Annotated in this window: 1 protein-coding gene and 1 pseudogene; both read left to right on the top strand. The window is 61.5% G+C overall.

The window, feature by feature from the left end:
• Positions 1 to 233: 233 nt before the first annotated feature.
• Positions 234 to 590: a Rap1a/Tai family immunity protein gene (locus ACRXB1_RS36215; protein ID WP_061999367.1), complete on the top strand. Its 357-nt coding sequence runs from the start codon at positions 234 to 236 to the stop codon at positions 588 to 590.
• Positions 591 to 735: 145 nt separating this feature from the next.
• Positions 736 to 1,269: pseudogene (locus ACRXB1_RS36210) on the top strand (mechanosensitive ion channel family protein); the annotation flags it as partial.

Genomic DNA, 1,269 nt, shown 5'->3' with positions numbered 1-1,269 from the left:
TTGGCGTCCATGCAGGCGGCGGGCGCCGCGGGCGCATCCGGAACCCCGCAAACCGGTACAAACAGTGCAAAATGACGCACTCGCGAAGCGAGGCCGGCAAATCGAACCGGTTTCTCTCGCGACGCAGAGCTTCAACACAAGACATAGCCTAACAAGCCGGGATCGAGCCAAAAGGCGCTGCAAGGCGCAGGGAGGGCCACACCCGGCAACCGCCAATCATAAAAAGGATCATCATGCTGCGGGTTTTAGTCATGGCCGGGGTGCTTGCGTTTCCGCTAAGCGCGGCAGCGTTCACCGGCAACGATCTGAACATGCTTTGTACCAAGACGGACACCGCTTCGCGCAGCGCATGCGCGGCTTACATAGAAGGTGCCGCTGACGGCATCTACAACACGATCGAAGCAATCGGCGGCACTTCCGGTCCGCAGGTAGGCCAGTATTTTTGCCTTCCCGTCGATGTAAAACCGCAGGAGTTGACTGACGCGGTGCGTAAATTTATCGCCGAGAATCCCGCCCAAGGCACTTTTAACGCGACGACCATGGTTTCCCTGGGCTTGGGTAAAGCCTTTCCGTGCAAGGCGGAAAAGTAAGCGTTCCTTGGCTGTGCGCCCCTCTGATGCCCGCCGCCTGATCAGCCGGGCACAGCATTTGCTGCACTGCAATACGCCGGTCATTTAACCGGCCTTTTGCAAATCCCGTCGTATCCACCTTCTCAAGGCTGATTCCACGACGAAGATGATCAATTTCGATACCTTCGAGCGCATCGCTTCGGCGCCGCTCAACACCTGGCCCGGCGCCATTGTCGTAGCAGCGCTCGCGGTCCTGTTTGCCATCGGCGTACATCGCGTCGGTGCACGGATTCTCGTGCGCATCGCGCGGCCGTACCCGCTGATGAGCGTGGTCCTGCGTTTCATCGATAAACCCGCGCTCGCGCTCCTCATCATCCTCGCGCTCGGCTTCGTGCTGGTCGAAGCGCCGGATTCGCTGCCCTTCGCCGCCGCATTGCGCGACCTGCTGACCCTTTCGTTGATCGTCGGGCTGACGTGGCTCGCCGTGCGTTCGGTCGGCGCCGTGGCGGAGGCGCTGGTTCAGGCCCATCCGCTCGACTCCAAGGATAATCTGCAGGCCCGCCGGATACACACGCAGGCACGCGTGCTGGCGCGCTCCGTGATGGTGGTCATCGTGATCATCGGATTTGGTGGCGCGTTGATGACGTTTCCGGCCGTGCGGCAGATCGGCGCGAGCTTGCTGGCGTCGGCGGGCGTGGCA

It is taken from the genome of Caballeronia sp. M23-90, assembly GCF_053574605.1.
This window is presented reverse-complemented; position numbering and strand designations above follow the sequence as displayed.